The organism is Salisediminibacterium halotolerans (genome assembly GCF_003814815.1).
Lineage (GTDB): Bacteria > Bacillota > Bacilli > Bacillales > Salisediminibacteriaceae > Salisediminibacterium > Salisediminibacterium halotolerans.
Genome location: NZ_RKQQ01000002.1, coordinates 43,645 through 60,917, shown reverse-complemented (window position 1 = coordinate 60,917; position 17,273 = coordinate 43,645). Strand labels below are relative to the sequence as shown.

The 17,273-nt window shown below is 47.6% G+C and carries 17 protein-coding genes; 3 read left to right on the top strand and 14 right to left on the bottom strand.

Annotation, left to right across the window (positions count from 1 at the left end; genetic code table 11):
• The first annotated feature begins 430 nt into the window (after window positions 1–430).
• Window positions 431–1,435, top strand: a complete 1,005-nt coding sequence (locus tag EDD67_RS03205; protein WP_158638157.1) for a Gfo/Idh/MocA family protein — start codon at window positions 431–433, stop codon at window positions 1,433–1,435.
• A 73-nt stretch (window positions 1,436–1,508) separates the two neighbouring features.
• Here the strand turns inward: EDD67_RS03205 and EDD67_RS14205 are convergent, their stop codons facing one another.
• The 4 genes from EDD67_RS14205 to EDD67_RS03190 all read right to left on the bottom strand — a co-directional run bounded on the left by EDD67_RS14205 (window position 1,509) and on the right by EDD67_RS03190 (window position 6,115).
• Window positions 1,509–1,793 carry a HesB/IscA family protein gene (locus EDD67_RS14205; RefSeq protein WP_422396524.1) on the bottom strand — a complete coding sequence of 95 codons (285 nt, stop codon included), beginning with the start codon at window positions 1,791–1,793 and terminating at the stop codon, window positions 1,509–1,511.
• A 104-nt stretch (window positions 1,794–1,897) separates the two neighbouring features.
• Window positions 1,898–2,884 (bottom strand): metal ABC transporter solute-binding protein, Zn/Mn family, encoded by a 987-nt coding sequence (locus tag EDD67_RS03200; protein WP_121439122.1) that lies wholly within the window; start codon window positions 2,882–2,884, stop codon window positions 1,898–1,900.
• Between the two features lie 132 nt (window positions 2,885–3,016).
• A complete protein-coding gene (locus EDD67_RS03195; protein ID WP_121439123.1) occupies window positions 3,017–4,066 on the bottom strand; it encodes an FUSC family protein in 1,050 nt (349 codons plus the stop codon).
• Window positions 4,067–4,429: 363 nt separating this feature from the next.
• Window positions 4,430–6,115 (bottom strand): glycoside hydrolase family 13 protein, encoded by a 1,686-nt coding sequence (locus EDD67_RS03190; RefSeq protein ID WP_121439124.1) that lies wholly within the window; start codon window positions 6,113–6,115, stop codon window positions 4,430–4,432.
• Between the two features lie 138 nt (window positions 6,116–6,253).
• On the opposite strand from EDD67_RS03190, the gene EDD67_RS03185 reads away from it, so the two are divergent.
• On the top strand, window positions 6,254–8,284 hold the full coding sequence (locus EDD67_RS03185; RefSeq protein WP_121439125.1) for a S9 family peptidase: 2,031 nt from the start codon (window positions 6,254–6,256) through the stop codon (window positions 8,282–8,284).
• A 44-nt stretch (window positions 8,285–8,328) separates the two neighbouring features.
• On the opposite strand, the gene EDD67_RS03180 is transcribed toward EDD67_RS03185, so the two are convergent.
• On the bottom strand, window positions 8,329–8,568 hold the full coding sequence (locus EDD67_RS03180; RefSeq protein ID WP_121439126.1) for an HPr family phosphocarrier protein: 240 nt from the start codon (window positions 8,566–8,568) through the stop codon (window positions 8,329–8,331).
• A gap of 121 nt (window positions 8,569–8,689) precedes the next feature.
• On the opposite strand from EDD67_RS03180, the gene EDD67_RS03175 reads away from it, so the two are divergent.
• Window positions 8,690–9,334, top strand: a complete 645-nt coding sequence (locus EDD67_RS03175) for an NUDIX hydrolase (RefSeq protein WP_121439127.1) — start codon at window positions 8,690–8,692, stop codon at window positions 9,332–9,334.
• Window positions 9,335–9,340: 6 nt separating this feature from the next.
• Here the strand turns inward: EDD67_RS03175 and mtnN are convergent, their stop codons facing one another.
• The 9 genes from mtnN to EDD67_RS03130 form a co-directional block, all read right to left on the bottom strand.
• Entirely contained in the window at window positions 9,341–10,042 is a 702-nt protein-coding gene (mtnN, locus tag EDD67_RS03170) for a 5'-methylthioadenosine/S-adenosylhomocysteine nucleosidase (protein WP_093073583.1), read from the bottom strand.
• A gap of 167 nt (window positions 10,043–10,209) precedes the next feature.
• Window positions 10,210–10,956 (bottom strand): YrrS family protein, encoded by a 747-nt coding sequence (locus tag EDD67_RS03165; protein WP_121439128.1) that lies wholly within the window; start codon window positions 10,954–10,956, stop codon window positions 10,210–10,212.
• Between the two features lie 191 nt (window positions 10,957–11,147).
• Window positions 11,148–11,618 carry a transcription elongation factor GreA gene (gene greA / locus EDD67_RS03160; RefSeq protein ID WP_121439129.1) on the bottom strand — a complete coding sequence of 157 codons (471 nt, stop codon included), beginning with the start codon at window positions 11,616–11,618 and terminating at the stop codon, window positions 11,148–11,150.
• A gap of 280 nt (window positions 11,619–11,898) precedes the next feature.
• Entirely contained in the window at window positions 11,899–12,558 is a 660-nt protein-coding gene (gene udk / locus EDD67_RS03155) for a uridine kinase (RefSeq protein ID WP_121439130.1), read from the bottom strand.
• Between the two features lie 3 nt (window positions 12,559–12,561).
• The gene (locus tag EDD67_RS03150; protein ID WP_121439131.1) at window positions 12,562–13,836 is read right to left on the bottom strand and encodes a peptidase U32 family protein; all 1,275 of its coding nucleotides are present in this window, start codon (window positions 13,834–13,836) and stop codon (window positions 12,562–12,564) included.
• 12 nt (window positions 13,837–13,848) lie between these two features.
• Window positions 13,849–14,778 carry a peptidase U32 family protein gene (locus EDD67_RS03145; RefSeq protein WP_093073593.1) on the bottom strand — a complete coding sequence of 310 codons (930 nt, stop codon included), beginning with the start codon at window positions 14,776–14,778 and terminating at the stop codon, window positions 13,849–13,851.
• A gap of 6 nt (window positions 14,779–14,784) precedes the next feature.
• Window positions 14,785–15,438, bottom strand: a complete 654-nt coding sequence (locus EDD67_RS03140) for an O-methyltransferase (RefSeq protein ID WP_121439132.1) — start codon at window positions 15,436–15,438, stop codon at window positions 14,785–14,787.
• Window positions 15,439–15,556: 118 nt separating this feature from the next.
• Window positions 15,557–16,507 (bottom strand): 5-oxoprolinase subunit C family protein, encoded by a 951-nt coding sequence (locus EDD67_RS03135; RefSeq protein ID WP_121439133.1) that lies wholly within the window; start codon window positions 16,505–16,507, stop codon window positions 15,557–15,559.
• Window positions 16,500–17,273 carry a LamB/YcsF family protein gene (locus EDD67_RS03130; RefSeq protein WP_121439134.1) on the bottom strand — a complete coding sequence of 258 codons (774 nt, stop codon included), beginning with the start codon at window positions 17,271–17,273 and terminating at the stop codon, window positions 16,500–16,502. Before EDD67_RS03130 ends, EDD67_RS03135 begins: the two co-directional genes overlap by 8 nt.

The window sequence follows — 17,273 nt, the reverse complement described above, 5'->3', positions numbered from 1 at the left end:
ATGCAAAAGAATTGAATGGGTTTAATGGACAACAACAAGTCCAGCATTCATTTTCTCCCGCATCAACAAAGGATCCGCCAAACGGTTGCTGAGAGAAGCCTGACCGGAAGGATGAAACGACCGATGCACAACACCGGATCTCAATCGGTGATAAGCATCCTTCATCCGGAAAGCAGCTGTCAAAGCAATCAACCGAAATCGGAAACAACACTCAAGGTTACCGGATCTCACCGCGAAGGCAACGAAAATGTTGCAGGGGCGTACAATGCGCCAGCAAATATGACCGGTTTCCAGCGAGTACATGGTTGAGTCCCCAAAGAGGAGATTTTTTTGCCCGGCCGTTCAGAACGGCCGGGCATCTTCACGTTCAGCCGTAAGCGGCCGTATGTTACGATGAGTTCATCCTCGAAGATAAAGGAGCTGAATGCGCGTGAAAACAAAAAAACCTGTAACCTTAGCGCTCGTTGGCGCTTGGCATGTTCATACAAACGGCTTCATCAAAGAATTTCAAAAAACACGCTCAGAAGCAGCTGTTTTCAAACGTGTATGGGACACCGATCCTGAACGCGGGCAGCGTTTCGCGAAAATGCTCCAGGCAACATGGACGCCTGACTTTTCTGCGATATTCAATGATCCTGAGATTGACGGTGTAATGATCGAGGCGGAAACGTCCCGGCATAAGGAACTGATCCAACAAGCAGCAGCTGCGGGCAAGCATATTTTCACAGATAAAATTCTCGCTCCCTCCGTTTCGGAAGCTGAAGATATTCTCGCCCATACAAACAAAGCCGGGATTGTTTGCTGTGTATCTCACGAGTCATTAACACGCCCGGACTACCGTTACGCGAAAAGACTGATGGATGAAGGTTGGTTCGGTGATGTAGTGTCTTATTACTTTCGCCGTTCTCACGGTCATGCGAAAACAGATCGGCTTCCTTCCTCTTGGTTTGATCCGGCAACTGCTGGAGGCGGCGCACTGATCGACTTGGGTGTCCACGGCATTTCACTTGCCGTTTATTTATTCGGTGAACCGGATCATATTAACAGCCATTTGCGTTCACTCGTTAAAAAAAATGTTGAAGATACGGCAACTGTGAGTATGACCTATCAACATTTGCCTGTCATTGCTGTTTCACACACCAACCTCGTCTCTTCTGTCATGGATAATTATCTTGAAATTATCGGCACAGACGGAAGTTTATACGTGATTGGCGATCGCGACCCGGAGCTCACTTTATATGATAAACACGGCGAAAAAAGTTCGGTTTCTTCCGCTGATTTGACCGAAACTGACCTCATTCCCTTGATTCGCTGGATTGATGTACTGACAGGAACTGATACAGAAACATCCCTTCATGAAGCCGGGCTTTCGTTTTCTGCCGGAGTGTCTGTTGTCCGCACAGTGAGTGCCGCCTATCAAAACAGCCGCCCGTAAATCAAGACGCCTGCAAAAAAAACGGCCGGTTCTCCTTGATTGGAGAACCGGCCGCTAGTCTGCACAAGAATAATTAGCAGCAGTCACTTTCATTTCCTGTCATAATTAACCCGCTTCCTTGCGGCGTTTCTTGATAATCAAGCGCCATGCCGGAAGTTTGGCCATAAACATTTTGTTCATACGCTACTTTAATACCGTTTACTTCTTCAACAACATCCGATTCTGCCGGCTCATCCAGAGCCAGTCCAAGTTGAGGTCCTCCTCAACCCATGCCGGCAACAAAAACTTTAATGTTTTTGGCGCCGTTTTCATTCATAATTTCTTGAATGTAACCTTTAGCCTTATCCGTAATATTCATTGATCATGTCACCTCTTTGTTATAATACCTATAAGGGTATCTTAACAGAATCATTCTCTTATGGCAACATTGTAGCTTTTCATCACAAAAACGTCAATCTTCGCCTATTCGCTCAACCCTTCAGCGATCGTTTCCGCATTGTGTCTCATCATATCCACGTACGTTTCTTGACCGGAGCCTTCTTCACCGACGGCGTCTGTATAGAGTTCGCCTTTGATTTCAACATCTGCATCATCAGCCACTGTCTCCATGTAACGGCTGTCGACAGTTGTTTCGACAAATACACCCGGCACTTCCCGCTCTGATAACACATCGATTAGGCGGCTGATCTGACCGCTAGTGCCTTCTTCGTGCGAATTGATTTCCCAAACTCCCTCTGTGTCAAATCCGTAATCCTCACCGAAATATTTAAAGGCATTTTCACTCAGCGCAATCAGGCGGTGTTCTTCAGGAATATCAGCGGTTTGTTCTTCGACAAACTGATCTAATTCGTCAATTTCTTCTAAGTAGGCTTCGGCATTTGCTTCGTATTCTTCTTCTCCGTCAGGATCCAATTCAATCAGCATTTCTGTAATGTTATCAATATACGTATCTACATTTTTCGGACTGAGCCATGCATGCGGGTCCGGCGGCGGATTTTCCCCTTCTTCATCTAACGGAATCGGATCGATCCCCTCCGATATTTCTGTAATCGGTGTTTCTGAGGCGTTTTCTACAATTTGTTCCAACCATTCTTCCAAGTTCATTCCGTGCGTGATAAACATTTCGGAATCACTGACGTTTCTAAAATCGCTTGGAACCGGTTCGTATTCATGCGGTTCTTCGCCAATCGGGACAATGTAGTCCACTTCGCCTCTGTCGCCGAGCACTTGCTCGACAAAATCAGCTGTAATTGAAAATGTCGTCGTAAGGTATAAGCCGTCACCGGCGTCTCCCGTGTTTTCTTCACCAGTATTGTTTTCAACGTTGTTATGATTTTCTTTATCAACGTTTGCCGTGTCATTATTCTCTGCTTCATCTGCGTCCCCGCAAGCAGCAACAGTTAACAAGCCCGCTCCGGCAACAATACCTTTCAGCCAATGTTGTTTCATGTTTGCACTCCTCCTTTAAACATGCGCAAATCAATATATTTTTCTTCAAACTATAAAAGTTTCCTTAGTGCAACTTTTGTAGTTTAGAGTATATCCCCTTAGCTCACGAAAGTCAAGGGGATCGATGAACGTTTATTTTTCAACCATTTGTTCACGTTTCACCTGGATATCCTGAAGCATTTCAAATAAAGATAACAGTTCATATATAAAGTGTGTGTTCGGATTAATATAATGATCCTGATCTTTTAATTCCGGCGGATTTGTAAAACCGTAGCGCATTAAACCGTCAAGCTCATTTACAATCCGGAAATGAATATCCGGGGGCGTTCCGCTTTTATCATAGCGAAGATCCTCAGCATGATCCAAAATAAGCTGGAGCACATCGCGTTCCCGCTGAGATAAAGCAGGCGGATTCGGCAAATAGTATAAGTTTCCGAGGTGGAGTTCCGCTTGATGCAACAGACGCGTCATTTGTCTTAATTCGGCATAACGCCGGAATACATTGACATTGTAGCGGTGAAACCGGAGCTCTTTGCGCTGAAAACCGAGGAGTTCATCGGTTTTAGACAGCACTTGTTTTAAATGCAAATAGTTTTCTTCGTTCAGCGACTTTCCGCGAAAATGCAAAAAGTCGTATGCTATATCGTGAATTCGTTCTTGCAATTCCAGTAAATGCTCTCGGTGGCGCTTTTCAACGTCTGCCAAATAATTGGCCGGCAGCACCGTTACGTTCACAGCTGTCGCGACGGTAATACCGATCATTGTTGTCAATAGACGCGTTAAAAATTGATAAAAAAGCGGCCCGTCAAGATCCGGGATCATCGCCATTGCTGTGAGCGTTGCAACAAGCGTACCATCCTGAAGCTTCAGCTTCTGACAAAGGTAAATCGTTAATACTGCGGCCAACGCAAATGCAGGCGGTGTCGCGCCAAAAAAGAAGACAAGAACAGCAGCAAGTCCGGCTCCGATGGCCGAGGCGGGAAAACGAATTAATCCTTTGCGGATCGAATCATATGTATTCGGTTCAATGGAGACGATTGCGGTAATAACCGCAAAAATTTGCGGCAACCCGAGAAGATAGCAAATAAGCGAGGTCAAAAATACGGCAATGCCGGTTTTTATGATCCTTTCACCGCGAATTTTCGGTTTAAGCCGATTGGATAAACGAAAACGTCGTTTCATACATGACCGCCCGTCCTTACTGAATGATTAGTTTTATTTTATCACACTTGTATGAGAAAAAAACCGCCGAACGGCGGTCTTAGGGTATAGACAAAGTCATGACATCGATACATGTCATATTAAAAGAAGCGGATGACGACGCATCGTCTGGCTTCTTTCACCTGAAGTATCACTGCGACACCGGCGCAGGATTAAGCCGGGATGCTCGGTCGTCCTGCTTGTTTCAAACAGCGCAGTGTCAATGTTGTTCTGAAATTAAGAAAGCCACGCAAGCCGCTTCCTCCGACGCCTCCGGGAAAGCAAAAGACGAAGATCCGGATTCGGCGGTCTCTCGCAATGTATTTCCAAGGAAATAACCTCGTTTTAACGGATTCGGTAGACAACCGCTTCATACGGACGAAGCGTAAAGGTGTCCAAGTCTGTCGGCGCGTCTTCTCTGTTCGCCAAGAACAATTCCCGCTCCCGTCCGATCAGCTCTTTTGGCAGCGCCACGTCCGGTTCGCCGTTGTAAAAATTACAGTATACCAAAAGCATTTCATCCCCGAGTTCGCGTTTGTAGGCAAATACTTCCGGGTCGTCCTCCATAAGCAGATCAAAACTGCCGTAAACGACGGTTTCGTTGTTGTGGCGCAGCTCAATCAATTTTTGGTAGTAATAAAAGATCGATTTCGGATCGTTAAGCGCTGCCTCGGCGTTAACTTCCGGGTAGTTTGGATTTACTTTCAGCCAAGGTTCACCGCTCGTAAAACCGGCATGTTGCGAATCATCCCATTGCACCGGGGTTCGGGCATTATCGCGGCCTTTGATGTGAATTTTCTCCATCAATTCGTCATGAGGAACCCCTTCCGCCCGTTTTTCGTGATACATATTCAGCGTTTCAATATCGTTATAATCGGCGATATCCGTAAACGAAACGTTTGTCATCCCGAACTCTTCGCCTTGATAAATATACGGCGTGCCTTTCATCATGTGCAGAAGCGTCGCGAGCATCGTTGCGGATTGATAATGGTAATCACCGTCATTACCAAACCGCGAGACCACCCGCGGCTGATCGTGATTATTCCAATACAGACTGTTCCACCCGTTATGTTCAAGCGCCTTTTGCCATTTAACAAGGTTTTCGCGCAAAGCTTCAAGTTTCAGCGGGCGAATATCCCACTTCCCTTCCGGTCCGGAATCAAGATCGACGTGTTCAAACTGAAAGACCATGTTTAATTCTTCGCGCGTTTCATCCGTATACTTAATAGCTTCTTTTTCATCGACACCGGGCATCTCGCCGACTGTCATCACGTCGTAATGCCGAAGCACTTCGTTATACATTTCATGCAAAAATTCATGAATCCGCGGCCCGTTCATAAAATAATCGCCGCCAGGAACATATTTTCTCCCGTGCGGGTTCGGCGCATCGGGCAAACCCGGTTCTTTGGAAATAAAATTGATTACATCCATGCGAAACCCGTCGACACCTTTATCGAGCCACCACTTCATCATATCGTGCACTTCGCTGCGGACGGTCGGATTTTCCCAGTTGAGGTCCGGCTGCTTTTTGGAAAACAGATGCAAGTAATACTCACCTGTTTTCTCATCATACTCCCAGGCGCTGCCGCTGAAAGCAGACTCCCAGTTGTTCGGTTCGGATCCGTCCTCTTTTCCCGGACGCCAAATGTAATAATCGCGGTACGGATTGTCTTTCGCTTGGCGTGATTCCAGAAACCATGCATGTTCATCAGACGAATGATTGACGACAAGGTCCATAATGACTTTTAAGCCGCGCTTGTGTGCTTCAGCGAGCATCGTTTCCCAATCTGCCATCGTACCGAACTCATCCATAATATCTTTGTAATCGCTGATATCGTAGCCGTTATCATCGTTCGGCGACTTGTACACCGGTGACAGCCAGATCACGTCGATGCCCAGCGTTTTTAAGTAGTCGAGCTTCTCGGTAATCCCCGGAATATCACCGATTCCGTCGCCGTTTGAATCGTTAAAACTGCGCGGATAAATTTGATAAACTACGCTTTCTTTCCACCATCGTTTTGTCTCTGCCATCTTTATTCCTCCTTATGATCACGCTTTCACACTTAAACTTTACTACATCTGCGCAACCGTTTCCATAGAAAAGTTATTTCGGGTTGCGAATTGATTTGTTAGAATAGAGAAGACAGACTTTTCGGAAAGGATGAGAGGATGACAACAAAACATGCTTTAACTGCAGAAGATTTGCGGAATCTTAATATTATTGGCGATCCGCAGCTGTCTCCGGACGGACAAACGCTTGCAATGATCAGAACCCGGATTACAGACGAGGATGAATATGAAACGCATCTGTTCGTACAAAAACATACCGACAATGAGCCGAAGCAATGGACGTTTGGATCGGGGCGCGTCTTTTCACCGCGTTTTTCTCCGGACGGACAGACACTTGCTTACACACGCACGAAAGCGAAAGGTGAAAAACCGCAGCTTTACCTGCAATCGCTCGACGGCGGTGAAGCGAAACAAGTAACCGAATTGGACGGCGGTGCCGGTGAGCCTTTTTGGGCGCCGGACGGACGGCGCGTATTGTTTTCTACCAGCTTTGAGGGCGGGCAAGCCGTTCCGGCAGAGAATGAAGATACTGTTAACAACAACGGCAAAGATGAAAAATCAAAGCCTTTCGTCGTTGAACGTTTAAAGTATAAATCAGATGCCGCCGGGTTTCATGACGGGAAAACAAAACAGCTCGCCGTGTTAACCGTTTCAGACGGACAAGTCGAATTTTTCAGCGACGACGTTTATGACCATACGCCGAACGGCTGGTCGCCCGACGGCGAACAGATTGTTTACACTGCGAACAAAGCGCCTGATGACACATTGATTTCCGATATTTATACCGTCGATACAAAGACGAATGAACATACGTGTTTAACCGGCCAAGAAGGCATGTTCTCAAACGGAACTTTCAGTCCGGACGGAAAAACCATTGCCTGTTTCGGCCATGAAAAAGAATACCTCGGCGCCACGCAGGCAAAAGTTTGGCTGCTTGATCCCCTCTCGTCTAAGCGATCTGTGCTGACAGCTTCATGGGATGTGAATGTCGGCGATACGATGATCGGCGACAGCCGCGCCGGCGATGCAGAACCGGGACCAGTCTTTTCTAAAAACGGGGACGCCGTCTATGTCCGTGCCAGTACCAATGGCAATACCCAGCTGTATCATGTCAGCTTAAGGAACGGTGATGTTACGCAGCTGACACACGGCGAGCAGCATGTTTACAGCGCAAGCATTGATCCCGATCGGGGTGAAGCTGTCGTCGGCATCAGCACACCGCTCAATCCGGGGGAATTGTACCGCCTGTCGCTGACAGGGTCCGGTGAAACAACCCCGCTGACAGCACTGAATGCCGAATTCTTGCAGGAGATTCATGTGAGTGAAGCGGAAGAGATCCGCACCCGTTCAGCTGACGGAGGCGAAGTACAGGGATGGCTGTTGAAACCGTACCAATTTGATGATAATACGTCTTACCCGGGGGTGCTGGAAATTCACGGCGGACCTCACGCGATGTACGGCAACACTTTTTTCCATGAATTGCAGCTCTTAGCCGCTAAAGGGTTTGCCGTCTTCTACAGCAATCCGCGCGGCAGCCACGGGTACGGCCAGCAATTTGTCAATGCTGTGCGTGGCGATTACGGCGGGATGGATTACGAAGATTTAATGGCCTTTACAGACGCCGTTACAGCGCGTCACCCGTGGATTGACAGCAATCGGCTCGGCGTCACCGGCGGAAGTTACGGCGGGTTTATGACAAACTGGATTTTAGGACAGACAGACCGCTTTCAAGCCGGAGCGACACTGCGCTGCATCAGCAACTGGCTCTCCTTTTACGGGGTGAGCGACATCGGCTATTTCTTCACCGAATGGGAAGTGGGCGCCGATTTTCTGCAAGATACCGATACATTGTGGAATCATTCGCCGATTAAATACGTCAATAACATTACAGCTCCGCTGCTTATTTTGCACGGCGAAAAAGATTACCGCTGCCCTGTCGAACAGGCTGAACAGCTGTTTGTCGCCTTAAAGATGCGCGGACAGGATCCGCGGTTTGTCCGTTTCCCGGAAGCAAATCATGAGCTTTCCCGGAGCGGGCCGCCTCATTTGCGGATCGCGAGACTTGATGAGTTAACGTCATGGTTTGAGAAACATTTACTCGAAAGCGAGCCAACCAACACAGCCTTGTAATAAAAAGCAGCCTGCAATTTGCAGGCTGCTTTTTCATCCCGTTTTTAGGCAAACAAGCCTGTTTCGACAAACTCATCGATCACGTTGTTGTCAACATCGCCTTCCAGTTCCACTTCAACCGTATCCCCGGGCTGCAGCGCAAGCGCTAAGAGTCCAAGCAAACTTTTCGCTTCAACCACCCAGTGATCTTTTTTTACGAGTACTTTTCCGGGATACTTACCGGCAATTTCGGTTATTTTTGTCGCATTATCCCCGAATATCGGTGTTTTAACAGTTAATTGCATCCTCTCACCTCCATCGAATCTTACGTTATCTATTATACCCGAACGGGCAAATATTCACACAACGTTTCTGCTGATTTGATATACTGGAAGTTAACTTGCCCGCTTAAAGGAGACGATGTCAATGTCTGATCAATTCGCGCGCGCGTCGTGGCATACTCATTTTTCCGAACGAACACCGTCAATACTCGGTCACGATGCTTACCGGCACTTTGCTTTGTTTGTGCCGATCGTCATGTACCAAAATGAACCGCATGTTCTGTTTCAAGTCCGTTCGAACGGCATTCGCCAACCCGGAGAAATCAGTTTTCCCGGCGGTAAAGCGGAAAAAGAAGACCGCAGTTTTGCCCATACTGCCTTTCGCGAGATGCAAGAAGAAATCGGGGTCGCCTCCGAAAAAGCGCGAATCTTAGGTCCGCTCGATTATATGGTCACACCGTTTCAGCTGATTATTCATCCGTTTTTAGGTGAAATTGACGGTGATGCCGAACTGGAACTAAATGCGGCAGAAGTAGCCGAAGTGTTTACCGTGCCGCTTCACGAGCTGCGGAACATGACTCCGAAAGAGCATACGATTTATCTGGAAGTAACGCCGGAAGATAATTTCCCGTATCATTTGATCCCAAACGGCGAGAATTATTCCTGGCGGACAGGTTACGTAACCGAACAGTTTTACGAGTACAACGGCTATATCATTTGGGGGCTGACAGCGCGTATTTTAACGCATGCGCTCTACGAACTGACATTGGCTGAAAAGCGGATGACGTGATCGTTATTAACGAAGCTTTCGCAGCTCTTCTAACATTATCAGGACCATATTCGCTGAATTGACGGAAGCATCTTCTAAAAATTCATCGTAAGACATCTTCGCATCCCGCCCGGCAATATCCGAAAGCGATCGGATCACCACAAACGGGCATTGAAACTGATGGCAGACGTGCGCGATGGCTCCGGCTTCCATTTCCGCACAGTAAGGTTTATTAAAGGTTTTTTTCAGCTGTTCGACACGGTCGTGATTGCTCATAAACGAATCACCGCTGATGATCAATCCTTTTGCGGCGGGGATACCGGCCGCTTCAGCGGATTCCGCGGCAATGGAGATTAAGCGCTCATCGGGCGGATAGAATGCCGGCATGCGCGGAACTTGGCCGTATTCGTACCCGAAGACCGTCGCATCGACATCATTGTAGCGCACTTCGGTTGAGACGACGACATCCCCGACTTCAAGTTCCGGATTAAGTCCCCCTGCTGAGCCGGTATTAATAATATAATCCGGATGGTACAGCTGGTTCATCAGCGTCGTGCTGATGGCTGCATTAACCTTCCCGATGCCTGATTTCGCTAAAATAACTTCGACTCCTTCAAGTTTTCCGAGATGGAACTCACAGCCGGCGATCACTGCGCGGTCAAGTTTATCCATCTTCTCCCGGAGCATTTCCACTTCTTCTTCCATCGCTCCGATCACACCGACACGCATGCATAACACTCCTTTTATTTCGCATTCTGCCATCATCAAGCAGTTATTTTTTGTAAGACTAACATAATCACGTGTATATCATAGCGAAAATTGTCGACGGAGACAAGACACTCATCAAAAAAAACCGGCAGGTTCTATACCTGCCGGTTTCATTCTTTCCAGCTCATTTAGCCGCCGTACGGATTAGAAGAGAGCTGTTCCATCGATGCCGGCTCCCAGCCTTCACCTTCGACCCAGCTTAGTTCAACTTGATACGGTGTCGAGGTGTTCTCGTCGTCACTGACAGTGCCGACAACTGTGTTTTCACCGCCGGCATTTTCGATCCGCCAGACGGTCATTTCACTTTGACTGATGCCTGTTGCATATTCAAGCGCACGCTTCATCTCTTCCCAATTCACATGATCGCGGCTGAATTTCTCTTGCGTCAATTGAAACGGTTCTTCTTGAGCCGTTCCGATCGGTCCCCATTCATCTTCATCAGCAGGCCCGGGCTCTTCGTTGTTGCTGTTGTTCTCATTTGATTCGTTTTCATCGTTGGACTCATTATTTTGATTGTTATTATTGCTTTCATTCCCGTTGTTTTCGTTATTATTATTGTTCGCGTCGTTTACCGTGTCGCCCAAATTGCCGTCCAGTTCATTGTCAGCGTTATTGTTTTGCTCTGTCTCGTCATCGGAAATATTCGTATTTTCGTTAATACCTCCAGCGCCTTCGTTATTTTCTTCGGCTGTGTCATTGTCGTTGTTATTGTTCGGCGCAGCTTCATCATTGCCGCCCAACCCGAAAAAAAGTGTCCCGGAAATAAACACGATAATGACAGCAACGATACCGATCGAAATATTTAAAAAAGTGTTGATTCGTTTTTTCTTCCGGACTTCACGGCGCCCGATTCGATCATTTTCAAATTGGTTCATCGTTATAAGATCCTCCTTAGTAGCAGTACATTATTTCCATATTATAATGGATATTACCGCTGAATACGAGTGTCAAACTGAAAGTTTAACCTTATTTTTATAACTTGTCATCTGCGTGAAATAAACAAGAGCAGAAAAAAACCGTTCCGGCCTTGCCGGAAACAAGGTGAAACGGTTTTTCATCGATCCTGTTATTGAACGGCGGTAATTTCAACTTTCATATCGCCGCCCGGTGTTGTCACGGTAATTTCTTCACCGACAGCTTTGCCGAGCAAGCTTTGCGCCATTGGTGAATCATTGGAAATTTTCCCTTCGAGAGGATCCGCTTCAGCCCGTCCGACAATCGTATAAGCTTCCTCATCGCCGTTCGGAACTTCTTTAAACGAAACCGTTTTTCCAAGCGAAACGACGCTGTTATCTTCGTCTTCTTCAATAATCTCTGAGTTGCGAAGCATCGTCTCGAGCTGCTGAATGCGCCCTTCAACGAACGCCTGCTCTTCTTTGGCTGAATCGTATTCGGAGTTCTCAGATAGATCTCCGAAGCTTCGGGCGATTTTAATTCGTTCGACAACTTCCTTGCGCCGTTCTGTTTTTAAATAATCCAGTTCCTCCTGGACTTTTTGCTTGCCTTCTTCTGTCATATAGTGTTTCTCTTCTGCCATTTTTGTTCTCTCCTTCGCGTAATAGCTTACCGGGAACGCTTTCATATATTATTCCCGTGATTGTAATACCGCTTAGTTAATAAGACGTCTCATTATAAACGGCAAGCGCTCGGCTCGCCGTCAATCGTTCTGACTTAAGCCGCAGCGCTGGACAAATATTTTCTTATGAAATTTCCCGTATTTAGAAATCTTTTCCTAACAATCTGTTGATAATTATATACAAAAATCTTTCTGAATGCTATCAAAAAGATAATTTTTTTTCAGAAAATATCTGCATTTGTCATGAACGCGTCACATTTTCAGACCCGTCACGTGTTTTTTCTTCGATGACGGTTTTGATCTTCGTCGCCATTAAGTCAATCGCGACGACATTATCGCCGCCTTCTGGAATAATAATATCTGCATAGCGTTTTGTCGGCTCGATAAACTGCAAATGCATCGGTCTGACAACGGACGTATATTGATCGATCACTGAATCGATTGTTCGGCCGCGTTCTTGGATATCGCGGAGCAGCCGGCGAATGATCCGCAAATCTGAATCGGTATCGACAAACAGCTTAATATCCATTAAATCGCGGAGACGTTCATCATCAAGAATCAAAATGCCTTCTAAGATTACAACATCTCTAGGTTCGAGCGGCACTGTTTCATCTGAGCGGGTATGATTAGCGTAATCGTAGACAGGTTTTTCTACCGGTTCACGCTGGATTAATTTGCTGATCTGTTCAATCATCAAATCAATATCAAACGCAAGCGGATGATCGTAATTCGTTTTCAGCCGTTCTTCCATCGGAAGGTCCGTTTGATCTTTGTAATAAGCGTCCTGCTCGATCATCAGGATCGATTGTTCAGGAAATTGCCGGCAAATTTTGTTTGCTACTGTCGTTTTTCCAGAGCCGGATCCACCGGCAACACCGATAATGACGGGTTTGTTATCCATCTGCTAAAGTTCCTTTCTCATCATGTTATGAACATATACAGGCTGATCAGTCTTAAACGTCACAACTTGCAGCGGATGACGGGCAGCATCAATCTCATTGCCTTCATCATCCCAAATCGTGCCGACCGTCATTGAGAACCGTTCGATCTCCGGGCCGAAAAATTCGACTGTGTCTCCGGGACGGAAATGATTCCGCTGTTGGAGTGTGACCATCCCTGTATCTGCATCATAATCTAACACAAGTCCGCTAAAATCAAAAGGCGTTTTTTGTTTATGATTGCGAAACATCTGTTCTTCATAACCGGGGGTATTTTCGAAAAACGCCGGCGCTGTAGGACGATTCGCACATTTCTCCAGCTCTTTCAGCCATTCCGGATCAATCGTAAAGTTATCCGGGTCGGCGCAATAAGCATCAATTACTTTTCGATACACACTGACGACTGTCGCGACATAATGGATCGATTTCATCCGCCCTTCGACTTTCAAGCTGTCAATACCGGCATCGACGAGCTTCGGAATCGACTGTACCAAGTTTAAATCTTTCGGCGACATGGCAAACGGCGCGTCTTCCTCTGCAAAAAGGGCGTTGCCGCTCTCGGCATTCGCATCCTCTCTGTCTTCATACAAGAAATAATCCCAACGGCATGACTGGCAGCAGCCGCCGCGGTTTGAATCGCGCGCTGTCATATGATTGCTCAACGTACAGCGGCCGGAATAAGAAATACACATCGCGCCGTGAATGAACGTTTCAATTTCGATATCGACGTTGCGCTTCATTTCGAGCATTTCGTTCATGCCGACTTCGCGGGCTAGGACGACACGGTCTAAGCCTTCGTCTTTCCAAAATTGCACCGCTTGCCAGTTGGACAGCGACTGCTGGGTTGACAAATGAACTTCCAGCGTCGGCGCCACGCGTTTGCACGTCTCAATGATCATCGGATCAGCTACAATGATCCCGCGCACACCCGCGGCTTCGATTTCGCGCAGATAGACATCGAGCCCTTCCATATTCTCATTATGCGCAAAGATATTAGTCGTTACATAAATTTCCGCTCCGTAGCGGTCGGCAAATTCAACGGCTTCTTCCATCTCTTGAATCGAAAAGTTATCCGCATTGGAGCGCAAGCCAAAATCTCTCCCGCCGATAAAAACGGCATCGGCACCGTAATGGACTGCGATTTTAAGTTTTTCTAAATTGCCTGCCGGGGCGAGCAGTTCCGGTTTCTTTGTGATCACGCGCTTATCGGCGGCTGCTGTCTCTTTTACTTCCGTTCTCATCTGTGATCACTCCTAATAAACTGTTTCTTTAAAGAAAAATCCGGTATCGAGTTCTCGGTTATCGGGTTGCAAGGCTAACGCGCGATCGCGCCATGCCTCTTTTTCTTCGATATATTCCTCCGGTTTAGCCGCGTATTGATCGATCGCTTGCCGATACAATCCTGTCATGTCGCGGATATATGCTCCGTCTTTTAAGACACCGTCGATTTTAAACGAATCGATTTCCGCATCGATCAGTTCGTCCAGTTCATCGATAATGCACATATCTTTCGGGCTCATAATATGCGTTCCGTTCCAGTCTTCCCAAATCGGGTACTTCACATCCCGCTCCGGGTCGTGCAAGACGAGCGTGCGATCCTTGCTGCGTCCTTCGACACCGAGATCTTTGCCTTGAAATTCCATATAATTTCCGACGAGCGTGCGTTTTGACTGAAACATGCATGTCATCCCGTGCACTTGCACTTCAATCGCCACTTCGGCATTTTCCTTTATTTCAATCACGCTGTCCATATTCAACTCCCGTGCCAAAACAGCGCGCGCTGATCCTTTACGGCCCCAATAATTCGCCGTGTACCAATTCGTCGCGGTCGTCTCCGTATTCCAATGCAGCTCAACTTTCGGAGCGTATTGCTTCGCATTCATTAATACAGCCGGGTCGCCGAATACAACGGCATCGGCGCCGATTTTGTCCAAAAACGCTAAATAATCCGGCAGTTCGGGGAGAGTGTCATTGTGAAAGAGCGCGTTCATCGCAACATACACTTTCACGCCGCGTTCATGAGCAAGTTTGACAGCTTCATGAACAGCTGTCCGGTCAAATTCTCCTGCCAGGCGCAAGCCATAGCGCTCTTCACCGATCATTACAGCATCAGCGCCGGCATCAATCACTTCTTCTACGTTCTCAACGCTCGTCGGAGTGACGAGCAGTTCCGGTTTAATCATGAATCATCACGGTCCTTCCTTTCGTTTCGTAACAGCGAGACCGTCTCCTGCGTCCAAAATAACGGTGTGCCACTCGGGATCACTTGCAAGACGGCGGTTAAATTCATCCAGTTTTTTCGCTAATGCTTTCGTGCTTCGATTTAAATGATCACGGGAACCGGCAACGATCCCTTTAAAAAGAACATTATCAGCGTAGATCACACCGTCATCCGCTGTCATCGGCGCAAATGTGTCAAAAAACCGAGCGTATTGACCTTTGGCTGCATCGATAAATACAGCATCAAACGGAGCATAGGCTGAAATTTCCGGTGCTGAAGTGAGCGCTTCTCCGTTCAGCACGGTAAAACGGTCAGCCACACCGGCTCGTTCGGCATTTTTCCGTGCCGTTTCTGCCAAATCCGCATCCTGCTCGATAGAAATGACCGTTAATTCCGGAAGCGCATAAAGCATACGAATTGCTGAGTAGCCGATGGCTGTTCCAATCTCCAGCAATCTTAACGGCTTTTGTAAACGAAGCAGCTGGAGCAGTGTCTCGATTCCGGACGGTTCCATAATCGGAATCGAATGCTTCGCGGCATAATGCTCCATCTCGTTAAAAACCGCAGAAGGCGGCTGAATTATATCATCAATGTATCTCTTTGTTTGCTCTTTCCCGTCCATCAGAAAACTCCTTCATTCCTTCTATGACAAGTTTTCAACCCGTATATAGGACATACCTTGATTTTTGACCGATTCATTTTAACATAGTCCTAAACAGAATGCGATAAAAAAGGCTCATTCACACCGAACGGGCAATCGTTGTCAAACAGTATTCCTGCTTTTTCCGTAAGTTTTGCGCTTCCGTTACCGACACCGGCTGAAAACAGACGCGCTGTCCGGCGCTTAACTGACCGGCATACATCAGATCGGTTGAAATGACTGTGGCCAACCGGGGATATCCGCCTGTCGTTTGCCGGTCCGCCATTAACATGATCGGCTTGCCTGCACCGGGAACTTGGATCGTTCCCGGCAAGATCGCATCAGACAGAATATCCGCACTTTCAGTATGAGCCAAGAAAGCCCCGTCCAAATGCACACCCATGCGATCGGACTGTCTGTTAACCGTGTACTCAGTATTATAAAACGTCGCTTTGCTTTTTTCAGTGAACATTTCATCGTCAGGACCGGGGATCACGCGGCAGACCACCGGCGATTCGTAAGATGGAATAAGCGAAGGATGAAGCGATCTTGATTTCCCCGGAAGTGAACGTCCCCAAAATGCCTGCCCGATCAGCCGGTCACCTTTTTGCAGTTCACGCCCGTTTATCCCGCCGATTTCTGCTTTCATATCAGTTGACCTGCTGCCTAAAACTTCCGGAACATTTATGCCTCCGGAAAAAGCTAGGTACGTTCTGCTCCCGGTTTTCGGACGGCCGAAAGTCAATGTCATCCCTTTTTTAACCCGGAAAGCCGTCCACATCGGCACGGGACGGCCGTCGATTTCCGGTGATAAGTCCGCTCCGGTGAACGCGATCACCCGGTCTGTCATGATTTCCAGTTCAGGCCCCATTAAGGTTATTTCAAGCGCCGCCTCATTTCGGCTGTTGCCGACTAACAGATTGGCGACTTTCAAACTGAACGGATCCATCGCTCCTGAGGTTGTGATGCCGTATTGTTGATAACCGCTTCGGCCTAAATCCTGAATAGTCGTTAAAAGGCCGGGTTTGATTGTTTTAAATACTTCAGTCATGAATGTCACCGGCTTTTTTGATTTCAACACCCCGGGCGAGCAGCGTTTCATGCAGTTTTTGCACAAACAGCAGCGCATTTGGACCGTCACCGTGAATACAAATCGTATCCGCTTCAATCGCTATATCCGCCCCGTCGGCCGTCACGGTCTTGCTTTCAGTCAGCATGCGCATGATTCGCTCAGCAGCTTTCTCCGGATCCTCAATCAGCGCATCGGCATGCGAGCGGGGCGTAAGTGAGCCGTCAGCTCTGTATGTCCTGTCAGCGAATACCTCATTGGCGACAGACAGCCCGATGCTTTGGCCTGCTGCGGTCAATTCGCTTCCATATAAACCGAAAAGAATCAGCGATGAATCGGCAGTTTTCACCGCTTCGGCAACGGCATCGGCGATCGCACGGTCTTTTGAAGCCATGTTGTATAAAGCGCCGTGCGGTTTGACATGTTCGGCCCGGACGTTTTCTGAACGGGCGAACGCTTGCACCGCACCGATTTGATACAGCGTCATATTGTACACATCATTTGCGCTGACGTCCATTTGTCTTCTGCCGAACCCTTGCAGATCCGGCAAGCCGGGGTGAGCTCCGATTGCCGTATTGTGCCGGACCGCTTTGCGGACAGTCCGCGCCAGCACATTATAATCACCGGCGTGAAAACCGCAGGCGATGTTGGCGGATGTAATTAACGGCATGACCCCATCGTCTTCTCCGAGCGAATAAATGCCGTAACTTTCCCCGAGATCACAGTTCAAATCAATTGCTCTTTTCAT